Source organism: Kribbella turkmenica (genome assembly GCF_004348725.1).
In the GTDB taxonomy this organism is placed as follows: Bacteria; Actinomycetota; Actinomycetes; order Propionibacteriales; family Kribbellaceae; genus Kribbella; species Kribbella turkmenica.
The window spans coordinates 1-21452 of record NZ_SMKR01000132.1 but is presented as its reverse complement, the minus strand read 5'-3'; the positions used below and the strand labels follow the sequence as shown (position 1 = coordinate 21452).

Below are 21452 nucleotides of genomic sequence, written 5' to 3'. Positions count from 1 at the left end.
CGCCGCGGCCCCCTGACCGGCCTCAGCAACCTCGAGGCCATCACCGCCGACTGGGTCCACTGGTACAACACCAGCCGGCTCATGCACCGCCTCGACCGACGTCCACCCGCCGAAGCCGAGGCCGATTTACTATGCACAAACCCGAGACGACCAACCGGTCGCACTCACATAACCGAGGGTGCATCAAACCCGGGACGATTCAGTCTTCGTTTCGGTGAAGTGGCGGTGTGTTCGGCTGCTGGAGAGCCTGCCGAGTAGTTGAGTCTTCACTTGAAGGCCGTTTGCCGCCGCATCGGCGGCGGCGCCGGGGATCGTCAGATACCTCGCGCAGGATTTGAGCAGGCGACGCGCAGTCGAGGAAACCGAGGGACTCGGTCGACACCCCATCTGATTACGCCGATCATCGGGAACGCGGTCAGCATCAGCGCAGCAAGATCAGCCGGTGCGGGGTCAGTCTTCGTGGGGCCGCTTGCTCGTTCGTTCAGAGGCTGACTCGGTCGGTTTAGGTGGAATCTGGCAGTGATCTCGGAGAGGGACGGCGATTGGTGGTGTGCCGGAATGAAACAGGGAGCCTCCGGGGTGATCAGTCCCAGAGGCTCAGGCGCTCCCAGGTGTGTTTGCTGATGAAGTGGCGGCGGTTCTCCGCCCACTGGGACAGTGCTTCCGCGACATCGCCGAGGTCGACACCCTTGACCTGGTAGTGCTGCTGCGGTGAGCCGTTGCGGTACTCGAGGGTGAGGGCTCCGTTGTCGTTGCGTGCTTGCGCGAAGACACGGTCCCGGCCGCTGTCCACGATTGCGTAGTCGTCGAAGTTGTGCAGTTCGTGCGATAGGAAGGACACCCAGCGGTCGGGTAGAGCTACTGTCCCTTGCGAGGTGGTGATGGTCACCTCACCGCGGTTGACAGGCGCCCTCGGCGCCTTCTGAGGGTCGAAGAAGACCAGGTCGTGTTCTTGTGCGAGTCGCTTCGCGACTACTTCGACCTCGTTGGCCCGGCTGTAGCTGATCGCGACGTACAGGATCGGTCCCGAACAATTGCTGCTCGGACCGCCCGCTGCCCAGGGAGTGTCCTCGCTCTCGTCGTCCGGGAACCGGGCGGCCAAGCTTCGGACTACGCCTGGATCCTTGAGGCCGCCGCAACCAGGCCGGCCTCGAGGTACCGGGTGAACAGCTCTTCGAAGGTGGCCGCAGCACCGCGCTCGCCGGTGGATGCGTCGCTCTCCCAGATCACGAAGTCATAGCTCACTCGCCGGAGTATGGCATTCCAGCGTGGCCTGACAATGAACCGCCGAGACTCAGCCGGCGTAGGACCGCTCCAGCGCCAGGGCCAGCCGCTGCTTCCACGATTCGGCGTCGCCTTCGATCGTGGGGGATTCGTCCAAGAAGTTTTGCCAGTCGACATCCCACCCGAGAACGGTGGTGGGCCTGAAGCCTTGGCTGCCGTGCTCGGCAGCGAGCACCGTTCGGATCAGCGTGGGGGAGATGTCGGTCGACTCGGCCAGCAACACCGCGTCATACAGGTCCTTGCCCTGGGGAAGGTGTCGGACTGCAGCCAGAGGAGTTGCCAGGCCAGTGAGAGCTCGGGGCCGGCCGTGAGGGGCGAGGCGTCGCCAATCGGCAGGCGCTCCGGCTCCATAGGCAGCTCCTCGTTATAGACGAAGTCGAGCTGCACGAAACCGGTCAGGCCGTGGTGCTCGTACGGAAGGATCAACCGACGACCGGGGACGCGCTCGTAGGTCCAGATCTCGTCGCGCGCCACCTTCGCGGACTGAAGGCCGGGGCCTGGGTCGGCTGCCACCGCGGCGATCACGTCGTCGAGCAAACGCAGCCCTTCTGGGCTGTCGAAGCCGATGCCGGCCGGCTGCACGACGAAGTCGAGATCCCCCGGCTCGCGGGCCTGTTCGCCGAACCACTCGCGCAGGGTCACGCTGCCGCGCAATACGAGCCTGCCGGCCCAGTCGGAAGCGGCGATCAAGCGCAGTAGGTGATCGATCGCCGCTCGCCGCGTGGACCGCCAGCGCGCCGCCAGTTCTGGGTCGTCGAAGGTCGGCTGACCAGCCCGATAGGCGTGCGGATACTGCTTGAGCGCCGGGTCGAAGGCGGCCCGCTGCTTCACCGAGGGCTCAGTCTGAGGCAAGGGCAGGTAGGTCGCCGGATAGTCCGGTTGCCCAGCGGGCGCCCGCCGGGCGCTGTCCTCGTACGGGTTGGTGCCCGGCCTTACCTCCTTCAGCCAGCCGCTATCCAGACTCAGCAGGCTGTCGAGGACGACGTATTCCTCTTCGACCTCCAGGATCTCGTAGCCGCGCAGCGCAACCAGCAGGCGATCGAGCCGTGCCTTGGCCGTGTTCCTCCCGGCCCGGTGACAGCGCTGAGTGGCGAACCGCTCGTGCCGGCCGTCGCGCTGTCGGCGGGCGTTCCGAACAACCTCGCCTGGTGCGGCTCGAGCAGCCGGGTGAGCGAAACGAGCGTCCCGGCCGCGGCGTCGGGCAGCAGCAGGTTCACGTGATGCTCGAAGTAGCGGCTCTCGACCGCGTCCGCGTCCTGCTCGGGCACACCGTCGTTCCAAGGAGCCGCCTCGATCTTGATCCTGACCACGGAGAAGTGCTCCGCCTGCATCCGGTCACTCCACTCGCGGCTGACCCGCCCGACCTCCTCGAGTGTACCGCTCGCTCGCACAGTCACCATCGGCTGTTGGGGAGACCGTCCGCGGTCGAGCACGATGTCGCTGAACTTCAGCCCGTGGCTCGCCACGGACGCGGCGACGTCGTCGGAGGCCCATGTGGTCATCCGGAGTTCGCCGCCGGTCCGGTCGACGATGACGCCCGACCTTGTGGTCGTCAGGTGGATCTCGAAGTCGCCGGTGATGTCACGCACCCGGACATCGTGTCACTCGACGGGAGGCAACTCGCTCCTCAGCTTCTTCAGCTGCCGCCGAACGCGCGGCTCCGTAGGGAAGTGTCACGGGGCGCCGCCGGCTCCTCGTAGGCACCGCGATGACATAACGTTACGTCCATTGGTGGCACGTCCCCTGGAGACGGCACCTGGTCAGGCGTCGGTCAGGGCCGTTGCCGAGTCGCGGACGACGAGTTCGGGCTCGTAGTCGGTGATGATGCCGCTGGTGCAGTGCCGTCCCGCCATCAGCTCGTACAGCGCGTGGACGCCGGCCTGGCCGAGCTCGTACATGGGCATTCGGACCGCGGTCACGGCAGGGCGCAGGTGTTCCATCAGGCCGACGTCGTGGATCCCGACAACGGACAGTTGGTCGGGTACCGAGATGCCGAGGTCGCGGGCGGCGGCCAGTACCCCGACGGCGCTCATGATGTTGTTCACCACGACCGCGGTCGGCGCGGCCGCCAGTTGCAGCGCCTGTCGCAGCCCGTCGGAGCCAGCCTGCTCACCGAACCCGGTGGCCAAGTGCGGCGCCGGTTCCAGGCCGGCCCGCTGCATCTCCTGCTGATACCCGAGGTAGCGCTGCCGGAACGCGTACCCGGTCGCCCCACCGATGAAGACGATCCGGCGATGGTGCAGGTTGAGCAGGAACCGGGTCGCGATCTCGCCCGCGCGGCAGTCGTCGATGCCGACCCACGGGTGGTCCCGGGCGTAATCCAGGCTGAGGATCGGCTTGGGATGGGAGCGCAGCTCGGCCAGCACGTCGTCGTCGAACAGTGAGTTATCCCGGATCAGGATGCCGTCAACGGTGCCCTGGCTGAGCAGCCGGGTGACGAACTGGCTGCCTGAGCGCATCATCTCGGCGTCGCCGAGCAGGACTGTCCCGCCGTGCTCGGCCGCGGCCCCGTAGACGCCGCGCAGCAGGTGGGAGTAGACGGGATTGTCGAGCTTGTGGAGGATCAGCGCGATCATGCCGGTGCGGTTGAGCCGCAGGGACCGGGCCGCTTGGTTGGGCTGGTAGTCGAGGTTTTCCATTGCCTGGATGACGCGGGCACGGGTGGCCTCGCTCATCCGGGTGTGGGCCGTGCCGTTGATCACGGCCGAGACCACCGCGACCGATACCCCCGCAGTGCGGGCGATGTCCCGTTGCGTTGTCACGCTTGCGCCTCCCTCGAACCGTTGACGTAACGTCGCAATCAAATCTACGGTGAATTAACGATACGTCACCTAACGGGCCTGCGGCTCGGAACCGGGCCGGTCTTCCGCGCGGCCCTTGACCGGCCGCGCGAACCGTGAGGGGGCTGGTGGGCGCAGTTGAAGGACTCAGCAAAAACTCTCACGTGTCATGAGGAGATGGGATGCAACGAAGACTTCTGCGGCGGAGCACTCGCCGCCGTGTCCATGCGTGGGCTGCGACGACAGTCGCGCTGGCTCTGATGGTGACGGGTCTGTCGCCGGCCCGGGCCGCCAGGACCGACATGCCGGATCTCGGTGAGCTGTTCGACCTGACGCGTCCGGGCCTCGCCCGCGTGGCGGCGGAGCTTGCAGCCGGCGATGAGGCGGGCGCCGCAGCCGAGCTCAAGGTCTACTACGCGGGCCGCTCGGGCATCGAGTACCCGGGTGTGGGCGGGGGAGGAGGCGGCGACGCGACCGCCGACGAATTGGCGGCGGGGATCTTCCGGTTCGGCACCGTGACCCGTGACTTCTACGACGATGCCGCGCAGCGGATCGACGTGGACTGGGCGGACGCCTGGGGCGGGACGGAGACCGCCCCAGGGGGCGCAAAGGTTCTGATGAGTGACTTCGCGTTCATGTCGACGCTGACGAGCGCTTATCTGAAAGAGAGCGACCCGCAGAAGCGTGCGGTGTACGCGTCGGCCTGGATGGACATCTCACTGGACTTCTTCGCCGACAATCCGAGCTGGCCGCAGAACCGCAACCTGTCGGGCGGCAAGCGGCTGACACAGCTCGTCAGCGCGTTCTCCGTGTTCCGGACGGAGCCGAGCATCGACGCGAATGACCTCGTGGCGTACCTGTCCGGCGTGCACGCGACGACGGATCGCCTCGCGACGGTGCTGCAGATCCATGTCGGAAACAACTGGTATGTGTCGATGGCCCGCGCGATCTACGTCTCGGCGGTCTATCTGCCCGAGTTCAAGGCGTCCTTCGTCTGGGAGCCGTTCGTGGTGCGCTCGGTCGAGCGGTTCCTGCGCGCGCACCTGAAAGGCGACGGTGTGTACCGCGAGCCGGCGTTCAACTATCAGGCCTACGTGGCGGATTTGATCAACACGATGATCGAAGTAGCCGATGCCAACGGGCGAACCCTGCCCGACGGGATTGTTCAGTCAGCGGATTGGATCGCGGATGCGCTGTTCGCGACCCGTCAGCCGAATCTCGAGACAGCGCCCGTCGGTGATTCTCCGAACGCGGACGCGGGCGAGAGCGCGATTCGCAGGACCGGTGAGCGTAACTCCTGGTCCGACTTCACCTGGGTCGCCTCCGGGCGCACCGAGGGGACCGTCCCGACGCTGTCGTCCACGGTGTTTCCGATCAGCTATGCGGTCCAGCGGTCCGGGTGGGACGCCGATGCCCGGTACATGCTGATCAACAACCAGAACTCCAGCTATACGGCCTCGCATCGGCATCCCGACGACCTCAGCCTGGTGATGGCGGCGTACGGGCGTCCGCTGATCGTCGACCCCGGAGTGGGGGACTACAGCGATACCCCGACGAACAACTGGATGCGCCGCACCACCGAGGCGCACAACACCATCGAGGTCGACGGACAACCGCAGCCCGCCGGCCTGCCCCGCTCGACGTCGCTGTGGCGCTCGAACGCGGGCCTCGATATCTACCGAGGCAAGACGCAGGCCTACCGGCCGATCGCGCACGATCGCGTCGTCTACTTCGTCAAGCCCGGCTTCTGGGTCGTCTCCGACGACCTCATGGGTGACGCCGGCGCGCACGACTACCGGCAGCTCTGGCACTTCCCTGGCGATCCGGTCACCGTTGACCCGAACACGAACGTCGCCACAGTCGGGTTCGACACCGTGCCCGGTGCCACACCGGTTGCCGGCGTGCAGCTCGTCCCCGTGGCCCCGGCCGGCGCCGATCTCACGTCGAACGTCCACAAGAACGGCGCCGTGCGCGTGGGCGAGCAGGTTCTCACCGACGTCGACTACCTGTCGTACGACTGGTCCGCCATCGGCGCCACAGGACTGGACACGGTCGTAGTTCCCGGCAAGGCCGGCGCCGCGCCCTCGGTCACGGCGTCGCGCATCGAACTGCCCCAGGTGAATCACTCCGTGGCCAGCGCGATGGAGATCGACCTGCCGAAAGCGACCGGCCGCTTCTACCTGTCGCGTGAGGCGATTCCCTCCTCGAGGCAATTCGGCGATGCCGCGACTGACGCCGAGACCGCCTACCTCGAGCGTGCCAACAACGGCGGCGCGCTGACGCGGTACGCGCTGACCCAGGGATCGTCGCTGGTCGACGACGGCGACACCGTCATCAAAGCCTCCGGACTTGTGGCCGACGTCAGTGTTGAACTGCAGGGCGCTACCGCCCGGATCTCGCTCGGGGACCCCTTCACCGGCACCCTCTCGATCAACGCGCCGAAGGCACGCGCGGTGAAGATCAACGGCACCCCGACCGCGTTCACCCGCACCGGCGACCTCGTCAACGTCTCGGCCAAGGCGGCCTTCGCCCCGAACCCGTTGCTCAACGAGGAGTTCACCGACGCGAGCGTGGACAGCACCGCCTATCACTTCAATGGCTCCCTTGACGGCTGGACGCCAGTGCAGGGCACCTGGACCCTGGGCGGCGCGCAGCCTGACACGCAGCTCGTCCAGACCTCGAGTACGGACACGCAGTCGTTGGCGGTGCAGCAGGACGTACCGGACGACGTGGTCGTGACTGCCGACATCGTTCCGGGGACACGAAACCAGACGACGGCAACGACCGGTCTCGCGTTCCGCTACCACGATTCCCGCAACTACTACAGGGCCGATGTTGCCAATACGTCGGGCGGCGCGAAGCTGCAGCTCGTGAAGGTTTACAACGCGACGTCTACGCTTCTCGCGGAGACGGAGCTGCCCATCAACGCAGACAGCGCGCACACGCTGACCGTCTCCGCTGTCGGGAAGCATCTGATCGCCACAGTGGGCAACACGTCGATCTCCGCAGACGACACGCAATTGCCGACGGGTGGTGCCGCCGCCTCCACGAATGGCCGGGCTGCGGCCTTTGACAACGTCAAGATCAAGGAAGGGCTCGACCAGGCCAATTGGCGGGGCATCGCAGGAAAGGCGTCCGTCAACTCCGGTCAGTTGAAGCTCACGCCTACCGATGGCAGGGCGCACGTACTGGCCGACTCGACGCTGCCGTCACGCTTCTCCGAGGCGTGTGACTATGTCGCGCAGGCCACGGTCACGATCAACGGATCCGTTGGCACCGCGGGCATCTCGCTGCGAGACACCTCGGACTCTTATGGATACCGGATCCACCTCGGCAAGACGAGCAATAGAACTCAGTACGCGAGTATCGTGCGCGAGGCTCACGCGTCGGGTCCGGTCACGGTGGGCACGGTATCACTCAGCAACCCGTTGACAGGTCCCGTCGAACTTGGTGCAGCGATTCACGGTGACCGGATCACCGTCACGTTGAACGGCGTTCAGCTCCTGGAGGGTCGCGACACCGTTGTCCGGAGCGGCGGCGTTGGGCTTTACGCATCCACGGAGAGCACGTTTGAGAACGTCGCTGTCGCAGGCTCCTGTGAGCGACAGCGCGTCCGTCCGAGTGTTCCTGGCGCAGGTCCAGAGTGAACCTTTCCGGTTGAGCCGGTTGTGACGATGCGACCACGTGAGGCCTCGGGACACGAAGCATGATCTCCGGCAGAGATCTGCTTCATACCGGGGCCTCACGAGACGCGCGTCCGGCTCGTCGATATCTTCGTCGAGCCAGGCCGGTGCACCAGCGGCGTTGGCAGCGCCCTGATGGGACGCTTCGTCTCCATCGCACACCAGGCTGACACTGTGGAGCTTCGCGGGTAGCCGCGTTGATCGGTGTCGAGGGCGGGTGCGGTTACGCTGGCGGCATGACCACGATCAAGGACGTTGCGAAGCGGGCCGGGGTGTCCACGGCCGTGGTTTCCGCGGTGATCTCCGGGGCTCGCGGCAACGTCCGGATGAGCGAGGCGACCCGGCTGCGCGTCGAGCACGCGATCCGGGACACGGGCTATCGCGTCAACCACGCCGCGCAGTCGCTGAGACTGTCCAGATCGGGAGTGATCGCAGCGGTGGTGCCAAAGATCGCGAACCCGGTCTTCGAGCTGGCGATTCGTGGCATGCATGCGGCCGCCGAGGAACACGGGGACGTGCTGTTGTTGGCCGACGCACTGTGGATCGAGCCGGGCAGCCACCTGATGAGCCGGATCGTCGGCACCGGCATGGTCGACGGGGTGTTGTTGCGGTCCACCCAGTGGGGGAACGAGACCGCCGAGGAACTCACCAAGCGGTCGATCCCGTACGTGATCCTGCAGAACCCGCGACCTGACGACTCCGTGTCGGTGTGGATCGACGACGCGGCCGGGATCGGTCTGGCCGCGACGCATCTGCTGGGTCTCGGGCACCGCCGCATCGCATTGGTCGGCGGCCCACTCGTCCAGATCGCCAGTAGCGCCCGGCTCGACGGCTACCGCTCGGCGTTGCGGGCAGCGGGTGTGCGCTTCGACCGGTCGCTGATCAAGCAGGTGGGCTACGAGCCGCCGGATCTGGCGACCGCGACGCGCGAGCTCCTCGGCTCGGCCCGGCCGCCGTCCGCGCTGATCGTCGACAACATCGTCGCGGCGTCGGGAGCGATCGCGGCGATTCTCGATCTCGGCCTGCGGATCCCCGACGATCTGTCGATTGTCGTGTACCAGGACCTGCCCGCGGCGGACACCATGCGGCCGGCACCGAGCACGGTCCGGATGCCTGTGCAGCAAGCCGGAATGCGCGCCTACACGACACTGCGCCGGATGATCGATGGCCGCCGCGTCAAGTCGGCTCTGGTGACGCGGCCGGCGCCGAAACTGATCGATCGAGGATCGACAGCACCGTACGCCGGCTGAGCGCCGACCTGCCGAGAGCTCACCCGCCGAGGTCTCACAGGTCTTGATTAACCGATGAATCATCGGCATGATGCTCGCAGTAGCCCCGAATCGACCGTAGGCCCACCGTTGTTTTGGATGGGCTGGACAGGAAATTCCGCATGGTTCACGTCGTTCTCGTCTCCGGCTGGCAAACCGTCAACATCGGCGACGTCGCCCATACCCCAGGCGCGCTCCGAGCCTTTGAGCGCTATGCGCCGGAGGTGAAGCTGACGCTGTGGGCCCGCAGCATCGACGAGAGCGTACGGCGGATGCTGGCCCGCTACTTCCCGGATGTCGAGATCATCGAGGACCGGGTCGTGCCCGACGAGCAGCTCAGCCCCGGGCTGGAACGGATGTTTGCCGAGGGCGACCTTCTTGTCCACGGGTCGGGACCCTCGCTGGTCGGCCAGGCCGAAGTCGCCGAGTGGCGGCGGCTGACCGGAAAGCCGCACGGCTTCTTCGGGGTGACGGTGGACCCGCTCCGCCCGTACTTCTCGACGCTCGACCGGGCGGCGAGCATGGTCAACGCGATCGACGGTGACCTGCTCACCGAGCGCGAGCGCGAGGTGCTCGACACGGCCGCGTTCGTCTACTGCCGGGACTCGCTGACCGAGCGGTTCCTGGCCGGGCAGGGACTAGGGGCGCCCAAGATCGCGTTCGGTCCGGACGCCACCGTGATGTTCGACGTGGTCGACGACGGTGACGGCCAGGCGGTCCTCGCGGATTACGGGCTGAAACCCGGACGTTTCCTGTGCGTCGTGCCGCGGCTCCGTTTCACGCCGTACCACCAGATCCGGAACTACCCACCCGCGGCCGAGGACCTTCGCCGGTCGGCCTACAACGCGGGCTATCTGAAGTCCGACTTGGACGTTCTGCGGCAGACCGTGATCGGTTGGGTGCGAGCTACTGGCGAGCCGGCGCTCGTCGTGCCGGAGATGAGCTACGCGATGGAGGTCGCCGAGGCCGAGTTCGCGGGGACATTCCCTGCCGACGTGGCCGACCTTGTTCACATCCTGCCGCGGTTCTGGGACCTGACCGAGGCGGCCGCGGTGTACCGGCGGGCCGGCGCGGTCGTGAGCATGGAATGCCACTCACCTCTGATCGCGTTGGCGGAAGGTATCCCGTCGGTGTACCTGCGTCAGCCGACCGACACGATCAAGGGCCAGATGTACAACGATCTCGGCCTGCCGTTCGTCGAGCTGGGACCTGGGACCGACGCTGCGGCCGGGCAACTGATGCAGAAGATCGCCGACGACCGGCCGGCCGCGGCCGAAGTCGCGCGGCAGGCGCGGGACGGCGCGCAGGAGCGCGTGCGGGAGATGGTCGAGACCGCCATCGCAGCGGTCGGCAGCAGGATCTCCTGATGTCGTCGGGGATCAAGGTGCGGCCGGGGGCCGGCGCAGATCCCGGTGCGCCTGCCGCCTGCGAGCCTCGCGTCCGCGGGCAGCTCGCGACCCGATGGCACCGGGACCGGATGCTTCTCGTGCTCGCAATACCCGGCGTGATCGTCCTGGTGGTGTTCCATTACCTGCCGCTGCTGGGCAACGTGATCGCCTTCCAGGACTACCAGCCGTTTCTTGGCATCAGGGGGTCAGATTTCGTTGGCCTGAGCAACTTTTCCGTCATCTTGGACGGTGATCCGGAGTTCCTGAACGCCCTCGTGAACACGTTGATCATCACGATGGTCCAGGTGCTGTTCGTGTTCCCGCTGCCGATCGCGCTGGCCCTGGTACTCAACTCGATGCTGAACGAACGAGCCAAACGGCTGACGCAGTCGATCCTCTACCTGCCGCACTTCCTGTCCTGGGTGATCGTCGTGGCGCTGTTCCAGCAGATGCTCGGGAACGGCGGAATGCTGAACGAGTGGCTGCGTTCCGCGGACCTGGGAACCTTCCAGATCATCGGCGTACCGGAGCTGTTCAAACTGCTGATCACGTCGCAGGTGATCTGGAAGGACACCGGATGGTCGACCATCATCTTCCTGGCCGCGCTGTCCAAGGTCGACCTGAACCTGTACGAGGCGGCGGCGATCGACCGGGCCGGCCCGCTTCGGCAGCTGTGGCACGTCACGTTGCCCGCGATCCGGCCCGTGATCGTACTGCTGCTGATCCTGCGACTGGGTGATTCGCTCACGGTCGGTTTCGAGCAGATCCTCCTGCAGCAGGGTCCGGTCGGCGCGCAGGCTTCCGAAGTGCTCGACACCTACGTCTACAACAACGGGATCATCGGCGGGAACTGGGGTGTCTCGGCCGCGGTTGGCTTGGTGAAGGGAATCGTCGGTGTGGTTCTCGTGCTCGGGGCGAATCGGCTCGCCCATGCGATGGGGGAGCGGGGGGTGTACTCGAAATGACGGGACTGCTGGAAACCTCCGCTGAACGCCGTGCTCGACGCAACCATCGATCGGCGTCGGACGAGCGGCCTGCCTGGATGGGACGGCAGCCGCGCTGGGCGACCGCGGCGCGCGGCGTACTGCTGACCGTCGCCTGCCTCGCAGTGATCGTCCCGTTCGTCGCCGTCGTGATGACGAGTCTGGCGCCACAACGCGACATCAGCGCGCGCGGTGGACTTGTCCTCTTCACCAGCGAGCCGTCGCTCGCGGCGTACCGGGCCGTTCTGTCGGGAGGAGTGGTGACGCGGGCCCTCAGCGTGTCGGTCGCGGTCACCGCTGTGGGCACGGTCCTGTCGCTGGCTTGCACCATCATGCTCGCGTACGCCCTGTCGCGGCCGGGATCGCTGTTGCACAAGCCCATTCTACTGGTGACACTGTTCACGCTCTTGTTCAATCCGGGCATGATCCCGATGTACCTGATCGTCAAGCAGCTCGGTTTGATCGACAACCTGGCGGCGTTGATTCTGCCGGTGGTGGTCAACGCCTTCAACGTCATCGTGATGCGGTCCTTCTTCCTCGAGCTGCCCAGTGAGCTGACCGAGTCGGCGAAGATCGACGGGGCTGGCGAACTCCGGATCCTCACCTTCATCGTCCTGCCGCTCTCGAAGGCCGTCGTCGCGGTGGTCGGCTTGTTCTACGCCGTCGCCTACTGGAATGCGTTCTTCTCTGCCCTGCTCTACCTGCCTTCGCCGGAGAAGTGGCCGCTGCAGCTGGTCCTGCGAACGTTCGTCGTGAACCAGACGCCGCTCGGTACGGACGAGCTCTCGGCGTCGACCGAGTCGCTGCCACCTCAGGCATCGATCCAGATGGCGATTCTGGTCATGTCCGTCATCCCGATCCTGATCATCTACCCGTTCATCCAGAAGCACTTCAGCAAGGGACTTCTGATCGGCGCCGTCAAAGGCTGATCGACCGGACGCCCGCCATGAGGAGGGAACCGTAACCATGGATGCGCTTTCGCGCCGTACGTTGCTCAAAGGGCTGTCCGCGGCAGCCGTCGCCGGTGCCGCCGGATCAGCTCTCGGCTGCTCCGCCAAGACGACGACGGGAACCTCTGGCCGAATCGGAGCGGACATTCTTCCGACGTTCGCCCAGGCCGGGAACGCCGAACCCGCGCTGAAGAGCGCACACCCGCTCGGCATGAGCGGGTACTTCGAGTACCCGCCGAATCCTGTCGCGGCGGTCAGTACGCCACCGCTGTCGGGTGGCCAGATCTCCGCACTCACCTACACCTTCGACCCGGTGGCGCCCGGCAAGTCCGATAATCCACTGTGGCAGGAGGTCGACAAGCGACTTGGCGGAAAGCTCGATATCACGTACGCGCCGGCGGCTGACTACGCTCAACGGTTCGCGACCACCGTGGCCGGCGGAGATCTGCCCGACCTGGTGTCGATCTACGGCTCGGTGCAGCAGCTGCCCGCGTTGCTGAAGGCAAAGTTCACCGACTTGACCGAGTACTTGTCGGGCGATGCCATCAAGGACTATCCGAACCTGGCGGGTCTCTCGACCGACTCGTGGCGCAAGACGGTGTACGGCAACGCTCTGTGGGGAGTGCCGATCGCCCGGGTACCGATCCCGGGGGTCGCCTGGATCCGCGCCGACCTCGTCGCCGGCAGCGGCCTGCCCGCGCAGCCCAAGGACATCGGCGAGTTCAAGGCACTGCTGAAGGGGCTGACCAACGAGCGCAAGTCACGATGGGCCTGTGGGGATCCGGGTGGCACCCTGACCATGATCACCGCTGCCCTCGGAATCCCTGGCAACTGGATCGAGGACGGCGGGAAGTTCGCCTCGAACATCGAGCTCGAGGCGTACGAGAAGGCGCTGGCCGACACCCGCGAGCTGGCCGACGCCGGCGTCTTCCACCCGGACGGCCTGGTGGCGTCCAACAACCAACGCAATGACTGGTTCACCAACGGGACCACCCCGATCGTCTTCGGCGGGTACGCCGGCTGGAGCAAGTACGAGATGTGGGGCGCCGAGGTGCCAGGCTTCAAGCTCGGGTCTCTTGCGATGTTCGGATACGACGCGTCCAGCAAGCCCCTGCATCCGCGAGGAAGCGCAGCACAGGCGTTCACCGCAGTCACCCAGGCCGAACCGGGCCGGATTCGCGAGGTGCTCCGGGTGCTCGACTGGCTCGCCGCGCCGTTCGGATCTTCCGAGTACCTCCTGCGCAGCTTCGGGATCGAGCGCCAGACGTTCAGGTTCGAGGGCAGGGATCCGATCGTGAACTCGCGCGGCCAGAATCTGCGGCTGGTGCCGTTCGGGTACGTCTGCGGACCGACCCAGGCCATCTACGACCCGGGCCGGCGCGACGTCGCTCAGGCCCGCTTCGACTATCAGGAAGCCGCTCTGCCGATTCTCGCGCCTGATCCGACCCAGGGTCTGTACTCCCAGACCGATGCGGCCAAAGGTCTGCAGTTGGGCAAGGACCTGACCGATGCGCGGAACGGCATCTTGGCTGGACGCGCACCCGTTTCGAGCTGGAAGGCGGCCGTGACCAAGTGGCGCAACGGCGGCGGCGACCAGATCCGGGCCGAGTATGAACAGGCCTTCTCGGAGGCGGGACCCAAGTGAGCCGTCAACTGACGACCCAGGCCGACGAGTTCCTGGCCGGGCGGCCGTATTCCATCATCGACCGTGAGCCGTCGGATTGGGCCGGAGATGCCCACGACTACTACTCGGTCGGCAACTACTCCTGGCCGAATCCGCAGACAGCCGACGGTCTCCCGTACATCAGGATCGACGGCCGGCGGAACCCGGACGCGTTCAGCGATCGCTACGACAAACGACGGTTCCGGCAGACGGTCGCAGCCGTCAACACCCTGGTGCAAGCCCACCTCCGAACCGGCGAAGCACGCTACGCCGACGCCGCGGAGGCACGTCTCGAATGCTGGTTCCTGGACCCGGCGACCGCGATGCGCCCCAACCTCGCTCACGCTGCCGCGCTGCCGGGTCAGCACGACGGTGCGGCGATCGGGCAGATCGAAGCGACTTTACTAACCGACCTTGTGGATCACGTCGACCTGCTGGTGAGGGCCGGACGGTTCACGGACGGCCTCCCGCTCCTCCAGGGCTGGTTCGCCGACTTGACCAGCTGGATGCGGTCTAGCGAACTCGGTCGCGAGGAAGAACTGATGACCAACAACCACGGAGTCTGGTGGGACGCGCAGGTACTGCGCTATCTGCAGTTCGTCGATGATCGGACCGCGCTCACCGAGACCCTCGACAGGTTCGACATCCGGCTGCGCCAGATCGCTCCCGGCGGCGCGCTCCCGAGAGAACTGGCTCGTCCCGACTCGTTGCTCTACACCACCTACTGCCTGCGAGCTTTCGCCGTCTGCTGTCGGGTTGCAGCTGCTGAAGGCCGCGACCTGTGGAACGCGCCCGCCGAACCCGGTCACGGCAGTCTGCGCGACGCATTCCAGTTCTGGGCCGAGCACGGCAACGACGACCGTCGATGGATCTGGCCCCGGGTGCTCCCGGACCTCGACCGCACCGCCCTGTGGCTCGCCGACGAAGCCGCCGCCATCTACCAGACACCGAGCCTCAAAGCCTTCGCAGAAACCCTGCGAAGGCAAGATCTACCCGCCCCCGAGATCCCGTCGACCGCAGCCATGGAACACATCCCGACCTGAGCATCAGCGAACGAAGCATTTCCCCTCTAAGGAAGGAATGATACAGATGCAGATCTCCGCCCATGGTCGACTTGCTCGAAAGACGATGGCTCTCACCGTTGCGTTGACCCTGAGCGCCTCGGTGGGTTTCGCCGCAGTGACGAGCTCACGACCCGCCAGCGCGGCAGCAGCCGCGGTGCCCAGTTACTCGGCGGGTATCGCAGGTGAGAGCTGGACGATCGAGAACGCCAGTGCGTGCAGTGCGACGTTGGGCGCCGGCGGCAACCTCCGGGAGGGCGCCGGCTGGTTTCCAGGCAAGTGTCAGGGAGCGGGGCAGGCACCCCAGATCACCGGGACCTCGGACGCGCGGGCGTTGACGTTCCGCACGGACAAGGACTTCAGGTACGAAGGCGCCATCGTTGAGGACCCGGCCAAGAACACCTGGAAGGACGCTGCTGGAAATACGCTCCGGGACCGCTCGGAGCTGGCGACGGGGTGGGACCTGCCGTTCCACACCGACGTGTGGGTCGGGTTCGACGTTCGCATCCCCGAGGGCGTCGATGACGTGACGGGCAGCGGGGCGTACGTGCTGCAGCTGTGGCAGTGCACCGCGAACCCGATCGGCGGCGTGCGCATCCAGTCCGGTGCCGGCAACGGGCACAACCTCCAGTTCGTGCGCCGAGGCGAGGACCCCGATACGAACTACGACATCTCGATGGCGACCAAGAGCATCGGCGCCAACGAATGGCACTCCTTCGTCATCAAGTACAACGTGGAGCCCTACCACGACGGCGCGCCGAAGGGGCGTATCGCGGTGTACCACAAGAGAGTGGGAGCGACCACCGTCGAGGAGAAGCTCTTCGAGCGGGAGGAGTACTTCGGCTACGCGACGCGCTCCACGTGCAAGGATGACTCCTTCAAGAACGAGTTCAGGATCAAGTTCGGCATGTACAAGGACTACCAGCCGGGCGCGACGTTCCGTTCCGACTTCCGGAACGTGAGGATCGGCGCCAGCAAGGCGGCGGTGCAGCCCTACAACCGCGGTTGACGTCCCTGATACGCCTTCGGTGATTAGTGGCGGCCCTTGGTGACATTTCGGAGTTTGTGCGCGACGAAGACGGTCCCGACTCCAGCAGTCGAGACCGTCTTTCGTTGTTCAGCTTCAGAGCTCTCGGGCAGGTCGGGTTCAACCGGCTGAACATCGATCACTCAACTACCAGCACCGATTCGGGCACAAAGCTGAAGCAGAGGAGACCGGTAACGTCCTCCGCAAGAGTCTCGCAGCCCGAGGCCGGCTGGAGGCGGAGCGGTGCCCGCCCCCGACGCCGAGATCGTGGCGCTGTCGCGCCGGCCCTACGAGGGTACGTCGTTGTTCATCTCCGACCGGTCTTCGCAGCTCCAGCAAGACGCTGCGGAGCAGGCAACACTCGAGGCCGACGTTCGCCGGCTAACCGGGCACAGCGAGCTCGTCCACCGGTACCATGCGAGTCTGCCGGACCGGGAGACGCTTGAACGGGATGCGGATGCCGTAGAGGAACGGATCCGGGCGTACGGGATCAAACGTGTCGATGCTGAGGGCAACGTACGCGCACTCGGACACTGCTGCTTGGAGTATCTGCGAGCACACGCAGGTCAACTCTGCTGACTCTGTATTGACGAGCAGGTGTGGTCGGACTGCCCGTCCTTCCCGCCGAGTTGGTCACGCTGAGCCCTCAGGTTGTCCTCGTTGGGCTTAGGCCGTAGACGCCGGTGTACACACCGGGCGAACACCCGAGACAAACGGTCAGTCAAGGTTGCTACGGGTAAGCGCCTGCTCCGTCACGACTCCGTGGGGCAATGAAACCGATCACGGCCGAGCAACACTGGGATACAAACGCGCAGGTCAGACCCCGATTCGTCACCTTGGACGCGAACTGCCCGCGGGACTGGAAATGGTCTACATCATCTTCGCCAGACACGTCGCGGTTGCGCCGGTTCGTCGGTCTCAGGCCGCCGGGACGACCTAGCCTGCTCGGCTCGAGCGAAAAGTTGTCTGTGGCATGCGTTGAGTCGCCGTGGTCCGGGACAGACGTCCTGGACTGTCGGATCCAGGACTGAACGGAGTGGTCACGTGGACGAGAAGGTTTCGAGCGGCGACGTACGTCTGCGCGTGGTGGAGTTCGTGACTCGCGCGGAGGCGATCGTCGAGCAGATTGAGGCTGCGGCGCCGGACGGGCGTTGGGCGATGACGGCGTTCAGTCGGTATCGATTGTGTGAGTTGCTCGAGATCATGCCGTACGTCCGGTACGACGGGGAGGTTGAGGGAGATCCGGCTGCGCTGCTGGACGAGGCTGCGGTTGGTGGATCGGATCGACGTGTCGATCGAGGACCTGAGTTGGCGGCTGGCGCTGGGTGATGCGGTGCGGACGGCGGCGGCTGACATCCAGGCGGTGCGTGATGCGCGCGACGTATGAGGACTTGCTTCGTACGGCGCGGTGAATTGCCGTGAGTGCGAAGCGTGGGGTGTATCCGGACGAGGCGCAGGTGATGGCGGACTGGCAGGCCGTGTTGTCTGCAACGAAGTACCACCTGCGGTGGTTGCGTTGCCGTCTTCGGACGAGCCCTCGCGCGGAGCCCGAGCCTTCGGGGCGCTCGGACAACGCGCTCGGCCGGTTGGCGCAGGCCATCGGGGCTGGCGCCGACCTGCTGGCGGTGCAGGACGCCGCCGCGTCGTGGGCGTTCGAGGTCCGCGACGACTTGATCGCAGCCCGGGCGGAGGTGGCCTCCATCGCGCTGATTGGCGCCAGGGCGGGCGTCCGGAACACAGCGGCTCGGACGCATGGCCGGGCGCATCTGCTGCGAGTGGCGGAGGAACTGGCCGACCTCGCTGGCGCTGACGTGCGGCGCGCTGGACTCGGCGGTCTGGCTGGTCTGGCGGCGAGTTGGCCGGCCGCGCAGGCAGGTGATCTGCAGGCTGTCGCGACGGCCGCGGCCCGTTGGGAACGCACGCACGCCTCCGTTCCACCGCAGACGGTCCTGACGCGGGATCTGCGTTCGACGACCGCGCAGTTGCGCACTGTCGTCAGCATCGCTAGGTACTTGGTGACCAGCCTGCTGTCGGCGCCCAACGCGGGTCTCGACCGGGCGACGCGGCACAGTCTGCTGACCGTTGGGAGTGAGCTCCTGAGCTTCGAGCTGAGTGCCCGCGGTGTTCAGCAGGCGTGGCGTCGGCGACTGTCGGATCTGAGCGGTTCGAGCCAGTCGCCGGGGTGGGAGCGTACGTCGAGCTGAGGGAGGCGGTGGACTGCGTGCTTCGCGTTGACGGCAAGATTCGCGATAGCAGACTGGTCCCCGATCCCAGAGCGGCGGCGCAGGTGATCGATGTTGTGGACGAGATGCTGTGGGCTGCCGAGCAGACCTGCCGACACCAGCAGAACACAGTGGACTGGCTGATCGGTGCCGGCCGCATCTTCGTTCCTCGGCGGGAGGCGGCATTGGTCGACCTCCGCTACCTCCGTCACCCGACCGGTGGTGCACGTCCGCTGCAGGCGAAGTGGATACGAATCGCACGCTGGGAGTGCTTCGAGGAGTTGACGAACGACTTGGCTGACGCCGCCCGGTACCTGACGGCTGCGTCGGTTGCTGTGCGGCGGCTGGCCGGGACCTCGACCCGGTCGCGTCGGAGGGCGGAGTTCGTCACGAGGATTCCGCAGGCATACGTCGAGGACGTATCCCAGATGACCGATCCAGGACAGGAGTTCGCCGCTCTCGTCCGTTGAACCGCAGAACCCATTCAACGGGAGGTTGCTCTGGGCAACGGAAAGGTAAGCGCAGAGGATCTCCACCGGGTCCTCGATGCCCAGGTTCGCAAGCTGCGGTCGGGATCGGACTGGTCGAAGCTGCTGGATGTCGCGGCGCTGTTCCAGACGTACGGCTTCGGGAACATCGTGCCGATCAACCTGCAGCTGCCGCAGGCCAGTTGGGTTGCGCACGCGCATGTGTGGGAGCAGCTAGGTCGGCGGGTGAAGTCGGAGCAGGCGATCAGGATCCTGGCACCGGTTCGGTGGCGGACGGCCACTGCCAGTGCGCTTGAGCCCGGAGCGGGGCATGCCGGTGCTGGCGTACAGGTCGAGGAACAGGTGATCGGCTTCAGAGTCCGATCCGTATACGACGTGACCGCGACATCGGGACCGCCGATCTACCTGCCTCGCACCCTGACGTCTGCGGACTTCGTAGTGGCGAGAACGCTGTGGGATGCGCTGGCGAGAGAGGTCGCGGCGGACGGATTCGCCGTTGACGTCCGTCCACTCGGCGATGGTTGTGAGGGCTTCACCGACTTCGACTCGGGACGAATCGTGATCGCGGATCGCCCGGACGACTTTCGTGCCGTCGCGCGTTTGGCACATGAGGTCAGGCACGCTCGGATGCACGCGTCGGAACGAGGCGGCGATGAGGTCTGCGAGGGGCTTCGCGAGGTGGAGGCCGAATCGGTCGCGTACGTCGTACTCGGGCGCTATGGCATTGCCATCGAGGCGGAATCGTTCTCCTATATCTGGGGCTGGGCGAAGGTGGCCGACCCGGACGAGCCGGAGAACGTGATCATGGAGACCGGCGTCCGCGTGATCAACACGGCCAGGACGCTGATTGAGCCGACGGATGAGTACCTGAAGGTCCACGGCGCGTTGCTCGCACAGGAGCCGGGACGGGCGATGGAATCGCCCTCGTCTCATCCCGAGCTCGACGGCCCGGTGCCGTGAGAGTGGTACGGAAATGGGAGCCAGCGAACGCGCCGCCGCGTTGCGGCGCGCACGTGAACGGCAGACGAGGATCGAAGCGGCCACACGCCGCACGGTCAAGGCACAGACATCGCTCGACCGCGCCGTCGAGGCGAGGGCACTGGCCATCGAGCGGTACGACGAACGCGTCGCGGATGCGGAGGCCGTGTGCGCGGCGGAGGTTGCCGAGCTCTCGCGCGTGTGTCGCTCGACGGAGGCCGCGGCAGAGATCCTCGGCGTACCAGTAGGTGAGCTGCGGCGGATCGTGAAGCTCGACAGAGAACGACGTACGCCGAATCGTTCTGCGGGAGGGGGACCTGATGACGACTGACGCCGATCCGCTCTGGGACATCGATCAGGTCGCCGCCTACCTCAATGTCCCCAAGCGCACTCTCTATCGGTGGCGGACGCTCGGCTATGGGCCGCGAGGTAAGAAGGTCGGCCGGCATCTGCGGTACCGAGCCAGCGACGTGATCGCTTGGTTCGCCGACCTGAGTGACCACATCCTCGACGAGAGGTGGGACTGATGCCGAGATCACAAACCCCCGACGACGGCTTTGCCGAGGCCGCACTTCCGATCTGCGACGCGGCGAGTGCTGAGCGAGCCGAGGAGTCGTACTCTCCGCGTTGGATCGGTCGGCAGATCACCCGTCTCGAAGCGCATCTTCGGAAGGTTGATCGTCAGCTCGAGCAGCACTTCCGTGCAACGGAGCTCGTAGTGAGACTTCGGCGGCGATGGATCTGTGGGCGATTCGGATGCTCATCCGCCGGATCGATATCGAGGCACGGCTGCACCACTGGCACGAGGTCAGCGACCGGCTGATCGAGGGAGCGACGAAGCACTCCTCAGCGACGATTCAGAAGGGCGACTACGTCCGGATCTCCGGGCACTGGCGAAAGGTTGCCCGAGTCAACCAGAAGTCGGTCACCGTCGAGACAGAGTCTTCGAGGACCGGCAGGGCGGAATACAACGACATCACCGATCATCGGCCTGGAGATGGTGCAGACGACGGGCCCTTGCCGTGACAACCTCCTCCGAGGCTTCGTGCGTCACACGCAAGGTTATGAAGCTGCGGCGTATCGCGTTCTCGAACCGCGCTGCGGCTGCAGATGCTCCGGCATAGTCGATGATCAGGTGCTCGCCGGGCCAGGCGCGGACTCGGTGCAACGGCTTGGTGTCCGTCATCGACCGCGCCTCCTCCGCCGGCGTTGTGAGGCGCGTGAGGTGCCGCTCGAGCTCACCCGACCAGTGGTAGTCGACGTACTCTTTTGGGTTGTCCCAAGTGATCAGCAGCCAGAGCGGGCCCGCGCTGTTCACTGTGCCTGAGCCGTAGTCGAGGTAGCGGACCCTGTCGCCATGCTTCAGGTCGCTCCACTGCATGGTGTCCTCCGAGTTACTGAGGCCCTACCACCGACAGGGGAGGCGGTGGCAGGGCTGGGTCCTCGTCGGGGCATGACGAGGGTTGGAAGGGCGCGACCGAGTCGGACGTGAGGATCACACGCCGGCCTCGCCGGTCTAGCGGGGATGCAGGCCGGTGGTCGCGAGCGCCGGATCCCCGTCCTGGTCGAATGGATCGGGGTCCAACCAGCGGATCTCCGACGCGCCGAGATGGCCGTGGACGTTCAGGAGCTCACTTACACCCGGCCAGAAGGTCATGCACGGGTTGGGGCCGAGCC

Annotated in this window: 20 protein-coding genes; 13 read left to right on the top strand and 7 right to left on the bottom strand. The window is 66.0% G+C overall.

What is annotated here, in order from left to right; all coding sequences use genetic code 11:
- Window positions 1-583: 583 nt before the first annotated feature.
- From E1218_RS25985 to E1218_RS25975, 6 genes are all read right to left on the bottom strand, one after another.
- Window positions 584-1102 (bottom strand): hypothetical protein, encoded by a 519-nt coding sequence (locus tag E1218_RS25985; RefSeq protein ID WP_132324604.1) that lies wholly within the window; start codon window positions 1100-1102, stop codon window positions 584-586.
- Window positions 1103-1110: 8 nt separating this feature from the next.
- Entirely contained in the window at window positions 1111-1245 is a 135-nt protein-coding gene (locus E1218_RS37835; protein ID WP_267900323.1) for a hypothetical protein, read from the bottom strand.
- Window positions 1246-1294: 49 nt separating this feature from the next.
- Window positions 1295-1507, bottom strand: a complete 213-nt coding sequence (locus E1218_RS36745) for a hypothetical protein (RefSeq protein ID WP_202866192.1) — start codon at window positions 1505-1507, stop codon at window positions 1295-1297.
- On the bottom strand, window positions 1468-2115 hold the full coding sequence (locus E1218_RS36740) for a nucleotidyl transferase AbiEii/AbiGii toxin family protein (RefSeq protein ID WP_202866191.1): 648 nt from the start codon (window positions 2113-2115) through the stop codon (window positions 1468-1470). The genes E1218_RS36745 and E1218_RS36740 overlap by 40 nt, the downstream gene beginning before the upstream one ends.
- A 131-nt stretch (window positions 2116-2246) precedes the next feature.
- Window positions 2247-2873 (bottom strand): hypothetical protein, encoded by a 627-nt coding sequence (locus E1218_RS36735; protein ID WP_202866190.1) that lies wholly within the window; start codon window positions 2871-2873, stop codon window positions 2247-2249.
- Between the two features lie 171 nt (window positions 2874-3044).
- The gene (locus tag E1218_RS25975; RefSeq protein ID WP_165949432.1) at window positions 3045-4046 is read right to left on the bottom strand and encodes a LacI family DNA-binding transcriptional regulator; all 1002 of its coding nucleotides are present in this window, start codon (window positions 4044-4046) and stop codon (window positions 3045-3047) included.
- Between the two features lie 278 nt (window positions 4047-4324).
- On the opposite strand from E1218_RS25975, the gene E1218_RS25970 reads away from it, so the two are divergent.
- From E1218_RS25970 to E1218_RS25905, 13 genes are all read left to right on the top strand, one after another.
- A complete protein-coding gene (locus tag E1218_RS25970) occupies window positions 4325-7711 on the top strand; it encodes an alginate lyase family protein (protein ID WP_165949431.1) in 3387 nt (1128 codons plus the stop codon).
- Window positions 7712-7983: 272 nt separating this feature from the next.
- Window positions 7984-8997 (top strand): LacI family DNA-binding transcriptional regulator, encoded by a 1014-nt coding sequence (locus E1218_RS25965; protein WP_132324598.1) that lies wholly within the window; start codon window positions 7984-7986, stop codon window positions 8995-8997.
- A 140-nt stretch (window positions 8998-9137) separates the two neighbouring features.
- On the top strand, window positions 9138-10382 hold the full coding sequence (locus E1218_RS25960; RefSeq protein WP_132324596.1) for a polysaccharide pyruvyl transferase family protein: 1245 nt from the start codon (window positions 9138-9140) through the stop codon (window positions 10380-10382).
- Window positions 10382-11368 carry an ABC transporter permease gene (locus E1218_RS25955; protein WP_165949430.1) on the top strand — a complete coding sequence of 329 codons (987 nt, stop codon included), beginning with the start codon at window positions 10382-10384 and terminating at the stop codon, window positions 11366-11368. The genes E1218_RS25960 and E1218_RS25955 overlap by 1 nt, the downstream gene beginning before the upstream one ends.
- A 77-nt stretch (window positions 11369-11445) precedes the next feature.
- The gene (locus E1218_RS25950) at window positions 11446-12315 is read left to right on the top strand and encodes a carbohydrate ABC transporter permease (protein WP_202866189.1); all 870 of its coding nucleotides are present in this window, start codon (window positions 11446-11448) and stop codon (window positions 12313-12315) included.
- Window positions 12316-12352: 37 nt separating this feature from the next.
- Window positions 12353-13981, top strand: a complete 1629-nt coding sequence (locus E1218_RS25945; RefSeq protein WP_132324592.1) for an extracellular solute-binding protein — start codon at window positions 12353-12355, stop codon at window positions 13979-13981.
- Complete coding sequence (locus E1218_RS25940) at window positions 13978-15042, top strand: alginate lyase family protein (protein ID WP_132324590.1); 1065 nt, start codon at window positions 13978-13980, stop codon at window positions 15040-15042. Before E1218_RS25945 ends, E1218_RS25940 begins: the two co-directional genes overlap by 4 nt.
- 247 nt (window positions 15043-15289) lie before the next feature.
- A complete protein-coding gene (locus tag E1218_RS25935) occupies window positions 15290-16069 on the top strand; it encodes a heparin lyase I family protein (protein WP_165949429.1) in 780 nt (259 codons plus the stop codon).
- 1062 nt (window positions 16070-17131) lie between these two features.
- Complete coding sequence (locus E1218_RS25930; RefSeq protein WP_132324586.1) at window positions 17132-17416, top strand: hypothetical protein; 285 nt, start codon at window positions 17132-17134, stop codon at window positions 17414-17416.
- An 89-nt stretch (window positions 17417-17505) separates the two neighbouring features.
- Window positions 17506-18291, top strand: a complete 786-nt coding sequence (locus E1218_RS25925; protein ID WP_132324584.1) for a hypothetical protein — start codon at window positions 17506-17508, stop codon at window positions 18289-18291.
- Window positions 18222-18779 (top strand): hypothetical protein, encoded by a 558-nt coding sequence (locus E1218_RS25920; RefSeq protein WP_132324582.1) that lies wholly within the window; start codon window positions 18222-18224, stop codon window positions 18777-18779. The genes E1218_RS25925 and E1218_RS25920 overlap by 70 nt, the downstream gene beginning before the upstream one ends.
- Window positions 18780-18947: 168 nt before the next feature.
- Window positions 18948-19757 carry a hypothetical protein gene (locus E1218_RS25915; RefSeq protein WP_132324580.1) on the top strand — a complete coding sequence of 270 codons (810 nt, stop codon included), beginning with the start codon at window positions 18948-18950 and terminating at the stop codon, window positions 19755-19757.
- Between the two features lie 338 nt (window positions 19758-20095).
- Window positions 20096-20302 (top strand): helix-turn-helix transcriptional regulator, encoded by a 207-nt coding sequence (locus tag E1218_RS25905; protein ID WP_132324576.1) that lies wholly within the window; start codon window positions 20096-20098, stop codon window positions 20300-20302.
- A 449-nt stretch (window positions 20303-20751) separates the two neighbouring features.
- Here E1218_RS25905 and E1218_RS25900 read toward each other — a convergent pair whose 3' ends face one another.
- On the bottom strand, window positions 20752-21156 hold the full coding sequence (locus E1218_RS25900; protein ID WP_132324574.1) for a hypothetical protein: 405 nt from the start codon (window positions 21154-21156) through the stop codon (window positions 20752-20754).
- Window positions 21157-21452 lie beyond the last annotated feature (296 nt).

What these genes read in the sequence shown, in the direction of transcription:
- E1218_RS25900 (WP_132324574.1), bottom strand. Translation starts at nt 21,156, where the DNA reads ATGCAGTGGAGCGACCTGAAGCATGGCGACAGGGTCCGCTACCTCGAC.
- E1218_RS25960 (WP_132324596.1), top strand. Translation starts at nt 9,138, where the DNA reads ATGGTTCACGTCGTTCTCGTCTCCGGCTGGCAAACCGTCAACATCGGC.
- E1218_RS25965 (WP_132324598.1), top strand. Translation starts at nt 7,984, where the DNA reads ATGACCACGATCAAGGACGTTGCGAAGCGGGCCGGGGTGTCCACGGCC.
- E1218_RS25955 (WP_165949430.1), top strand. Translation starts at nt 10,382, where the DNA reads ATGTCGTCGGGGATCAAGGTGCGGCCGGGGGCCGGCGCAGATCCCGGT.
- E1218_RS25950 (WP_202866189.1), top strand. Translation starts at nt 11,446, where the DNA reads ATGGGACGGCAGCCGCGCTGGGCGACCGCGGCGCGCGGCGTACTGCTG.
- E1218_RS25970 (WP_165949431.1), top strand. Translation starts at nt 4,325, where the DNA reads ATGGTGACGGGTCTGTCGCCGGCCCGGGCCGCCAGGACCGACATGCCG.
- E1218_RS25905 (WP_132324576.1), top strand. Translation starts at nt 20,096, where the DNA reads ATGACGACTGACGCCGATCCGCTCTGGGACATCGATCAGGTCGCCGCC.
- E1218_RS25945 (WP_132324592.1), top strand. Translation starts at nt 12,353, where the DNA reads ATGGATGCGCTTTCGCGCCGTACGTTGCTCAAAGGGCTGTCCGCGGCA.